This window comes from Caballeronia sp. dw_19 (assembly GCF_018449515.1).
GTDB lineage: Bacteria > Pseudomonadota > Gammaproteobacteria > Burkholderiales > Burkholderiaceae > Caballeronia.
The window spans coordinates 1-5,056 of sequence record NZ_JAAVUQ010000088.1; the positions used below are offsets into that span (position 1 = coordinate 1).

General features: G+C 59.7%; 2 protein-coding genes. Both read left to right on the forward strand.

Annotated features, from left to right (window positions below; all coding sequences use genetic code 11):
- Positions 1-849: 849 nt before the first annotated feature.
- On the forward strand, positions 850-2,343 hold the full coding sequence (locus HB376_RS40450) for a flippase (RefSeq protein ID WP_213769283.1): 1,494 nt from the start codon (positions 850-852) through the stop codon (positions 2,341-2,343).
- Positions 2,344-2,358: 15 nt separating this feature from the next.
- Entirely contained in the window at positions 2,359-4,869 is a 2,511-nt protein-coding gene (locus HB376_RS40455; RefSeq protein ID WP_213769284.1) for a glycosyltransferase family 4 protein, read from the forward strand.
- Positions 4,870-5,056: the final 187 nt, after the last annotated feature.

Below are 5,056 nucleotides of genomic sequence, written 5' to 3' on the forward strand. Positions count from 1 at the left end.
ACAAAGAAACGAAGCAAAGAAAACGCTTTCAACCACGCTACCCTAAGTGTCCACAGCGTGCAGTTTTCATTCATGGGTGCCCCAAAAGCACGGTGCTCGCCAGAACGGAGGATGTTTGAACCCCTCCTTCTCGCGAATCCTGACATGAACACGCTTCGCCCCGTACGCTCTCGGGCAAGCACCATTGCTAAGGAACCCGCACGGCCTCACGGGTATTTACGGCTGCGGTTTTTTGACAGCTTAGCTACGTGGTCTGTGCGACCGTATTTGTAGGCCATAGCTTGATGCGTGTTTGTGTTTACTGCTTCAGTTTTTTGTGAATTGGCTGCGCGTTCTGTACAGCTATTTTCGCGGGTTACGGCCCCCCGCATCTTCGCGACCTCGTTTCCAGCAGGGTTGGCGACGTGGTTCCACGTGCGTACAAATTCGGTGGTTGGTCGTCCGCGGATAGCGCGGGGTGGTCCTTGGGCAGGTTCAATCACTGGTGGCGAAGCGTGTGGGTATCGGTGTTCGGAGAAGGAGGGGTTCACACATCCGTGGCTCTGGCGAGCACCGTGCTTTTGGGGCACCTATGAATGAAAACTGCACGCTGTGGACACTTAGGGTAGCGCGGTTGGAAAGCGTTTTCTTTGCTTCGTTTCTTTGTCGCTTTGGACAAAGAAATGACGTGCCGCCACGCACAGTGGCTAACAGTGATAAAGAGAAAATCCGACTCACGCAGACCGCTAAGGCCGAAAGCAGCAACCCGGCACTGACCCCAACCGCTAACCCTGGAACCTAGCACCCTGACTCCAACCGCTAACCCCCCAACCCCCAACCACCCAAAACCCAGAAGGACGAGTGCGAACGATGGAAAAATCGATGCTGAAGAACATGGCGATTAACTTCTCGGGACTGGTACTGCCTACCTTCGTCTCGTTGATCACCGTGCCCGCATACATCCATCTCGTCGGCGTCGAACGCTACGGCGTGATCAGCCTCGTCTGGACGCTTATCGGCTACTTCGGCATTCTCGATCTCGGCATGGGCATGGCCGCTCAACACCAGATCTCAAAGGCCCACGCCGCCAACGATCTCGAAGCCCGTTCACGCGTGTTCTGGAGCGCCATCTGGCTCAACCTGGGTACCGGCATCATCGGCGGTGTGCTGATCTACTTCGGCGCGTTCGCCTACACCGCCTATGTCGCGCATTCATCCCCGGCCATGCAACAGGAGGTCTATCACGCACTCCCGTGGCTCGCCCTGGCCATTCCCATCGCTAACGTCTCATGGGTCTGCGCCGGCGCAATCAACGGCGTCGAACGCTTCGGTATCTATAACACCAATCAAACCATCGGCACCTTCCTGTTCCAGTTGCTGCCGCTAGCCGCCGCCTGGAAAATCGCACCGAACCTGCAAACCGTACTCGCCGCCGCCGTCGTCGCACGTGTCCTGGCCGTCATACTCCTCGCCCGCGCGAGCTTCAAGGTGCTCGACATCAAGCGCATCGAATGGCCGCAGCTTGGCGTGGCCGGCGGCTTGTTCAAGTTCGGCGGCTGGATGCTGGTCGCGACCATCTCCAGCATGATCACTGACTCGCTCGATCGCATCCTCCTGGGAGCGAATCTCGGCGCGCGTTTCGTCACGTACTACACCGTCCCGCAGAACCTCGTCACCCGCCTGAACATGCTGCCGAACTCACTCGTTCGCACCCTGTTCCCGCGCTTGTCCGCCGTCAAACGCGAACACGCCGACGCCATGGTCCAGCAGTCGCTTGAATTCCTGAACGGTGTCTTCACGCCGATCGCGCTCTTCGTCATGCTCGTGCTCGCCCCCTTCCTGCATCTCTGGGTAGGACAGGAAATCGCCATCGCCAGCGCGCCGGTGGGCCGGATCCTGATCATTGGCGTGTGGCTCGTCGGACAGGCCAGCGTCACGCGCATCATGATCCAGTCGCAAATCAATCCCGCCACGGCAGCGCGTATCGGCCTGGTGCAACTGCCGTTCTTCGTGACGGCACTGTGGTTCGGCATTGCGCACTTCGGTCCTATCGGCGCGGCCAGCGTGGTCGTGCTGCGCTCGCTTGCCGACTATGGCCTGCTGCTCTGGATCTCGCGTATCCACGCCCGGCCTATTGCCGCCGACATGCTGATGCACCTCGCGTTCCTCGTTGCTGGTCTGGGCGTGGCGTTTGTCATCGATCCAATCGAGTATCCGCTGCAATCAGTAGCCGCGGCGTTTGTCATCGCTGGCCTTAATTGTTGCTGCTCCCTTCTTACGCGGCCTGCGTTGCGCTCCATGGCGCGCAGCTTCGTCCATGAGTTGAATGTGCGCCTGAAACGGCGCGTGAAATCCACGGTTTAAGGTAAGGAGTGACACATGAGACATGATCTCGATGAAGCGGTCATCGACCCGGTGCGAGTGACGCTCGACACGGTCGGCCTGCCTCCGCCTGCCGTGCAGGACGCGCCGCCCCGGCACCGCGCGAGAATCGCGAAACGGGTGCCGCGCGTTGCGATCGTGCATGACTGGCTCGTCGCATTCGCCGGCGCGGAGAAGGTGCTCGAACAGATCGTCATGTGTTTTCCCGATGCCGATCTTTTCAGCGTTGTCGACTTCATGGAAGAGCGGTCGTGGATGCGCGGCAAGAAGGTCACGACCTCGTTCATCCAGAAGCTGCCGCAAGCGAAAAAGCGTTACCGGTCGTATCTGCCGCTCATGCCGCTCGCGATCGAACAACTCGATGTGTCCGGCTATGACCTCGTCATTTCGAGCAGCCATGCGGTCGCGAAAGGCGTGCTGACGGGTCCCGACCAGATTCACGTGAGCTATGTGCATTCGCCCATTCGCTATGCATGGGATCTGCAGCATCAGTACTTGCAGCAATCGAATCTCACGGTCGGCGTGAAGTCGCTGCTCGCGCGCATGGTGCTGCACTATATGCGCAACTGGGATATCCGTACGTCGAATTCGGTGGATCATTTCATCGCGAATTCGGCGTTCATCGCGCGACGAATCAACAAGGTCTATCACCGCGATTCGCATGTGATCTTTCCGCCCGTCGATGTCGAAGCGTTCCAGCTTTGCGACGTGAAAGAGGACTTCTATCTGACCGCGTCGCGAATGGTCCCGTACAAGAAGATCGATTTGATCGTGGAAGCATTTGCGAAGATGCCGCAGCGCAAGCTGGTCGTGATCGGCGATGGGCCCGACATGCGCAAGATCCGCGACAAGGCCACGCCGAACGTCGAGATCATGGGGTATCAGCCGTTCTCCGTCCTGCAGGACAAGATGCGGCGTGCGAAGGCGTTCGTGTTTGCGGCCGAAGAGGACTTCGGCATCTCGGTGGTCGAGGCGCAAGCGTGCGGTACGCCAGTGATCGCGTACGGCAAGGGCGGCGCGCTGGAAACGGTGCTGGATAGTTCGCACGCGCGCCCGACGGGCCTTTTCTTCGATGAACAGACGACGGCCGCAATCATCGATGCTGTGGAAGGTTTCGAACTCGGCGTGGTCAAGATCAATCCCGCGGATTGCCGCGCAAACGCCGAGCGTTTTTCGATCAAGCATTTCCGCGATAGTCTTCGCGCTTACGTGCAAAGCGTTGCGCCTCATTTCACGCTCGCACCGCCTGCCATGCCGCCGGTACCGGTGGCCGACCCGGCAATTGCCGCCGCGGCTGCGCAGCAGGATCAGGATCACGAAGAGGCTGACGCAATGCGCGTTCTCGCCGTCGATCAGAGCGGTGTGCTGGGGGGCGCGGAACTATCGTTGCTCGAGGTGATGAAGAATATGCGCGGCACCAACGAGACCGTGTTGTTCGACGACGGCCCATTTCGTATTGCGCTAGAAGCGGTCGGTATCAAGGTCGACGTGCTCGATGGCGCCGCACTCGGCGGCTTGAGCAAGGACGGCGGGATGAAGCGGCCCAAAGCGGGCATGATCGGCGGCGTGATGGGCCTTGTGCGCGGCACGCTGGAAAAATCGCGCAACTCGGATGTGATCTACGTGAACACGCAACGCGCGATGGTGGTCGGCGCTATTGCCGGACTGATCTCGCGGCGGCCGGTGGTGTGGCATCTTCGCGATATCGTCAGTCAGGAGCATTTCGGCAAGACGCAGCTCACCATCATCAAGTGGTGCACGAAGCTCATGCTGGAACGCGTGATCGCGAACTCGACGGCGTCCGCGGTTGCGCTGACCGCGTTGACGCGTATGAAAGAGGAGCGGCTGGATGTGGTGTTCAACGGTATTTCCGCCGAGCCGTTCACCGAGCTGGAATCTGTCGCGCAGCACGAGTTGCGCTCACGTTTTGGTTTGCCTCAGGATGCGTTCCTTGTGGGCTCGTTCAGCCGGCTCGCTCGCTGGAAAGGGCAGCACATCCTGCTTGAGGCGCTGCTGGAAGCGCCCGAGATGCATGCCGTGCTGGTTGGAGCGGCGCTCTTCGGCGAGGACGCCTACGAGGCGGAATTGCGTACCTACGTGCTTGAACATGGTCTCGCCGACCGCGTGCATTTTCTTGGCTTCCAGCACGATATTGCGGCGTGCATGAAAGCGGTTGATGTCGTCGCGCATACGTCCATCAGTCCGGAGCCGTTTGGTCGTGTGATTATTGAAGGCATGCTGGCGAAGCGGCCGATCGTGGCGGCGCGGGCGGGGGGGGTGACGGACATTGTGGAGGATCGCGAGAATGGCATTCTCTGCACGCCCGGCGATGTTCATGCATTGGCGGGTGCGCTGGGTGAGTTATCGGGGGATGCTGGTTTGCGCAACCGGCTGGTCGAGCGGGGTTATGCGAATGCGATCAATCGCTTCGGGACGGAACGGTATGTGGAGAGCGTTCAAAAGATTCTCTCGGATGTTGCGGGGAAATCGCGGTTGAAACGGGCCTAAGGTTTTCTGTTTTCGCTCGCGCCGGTGGACGGGTTGGCGTTTGGTGGGTTTGAGCTTGGGGGCGGGGTCGGGGTTGGGTCGCCAGGGTCCGGGGTTAGCGATTCTGGGTCTATGCCGGGTTGCTGCTTTCGGCGTTAGTGGTCTGCCTGAGTTGGATTTTCTCTTTATCACTATTAGCCACTGTGCG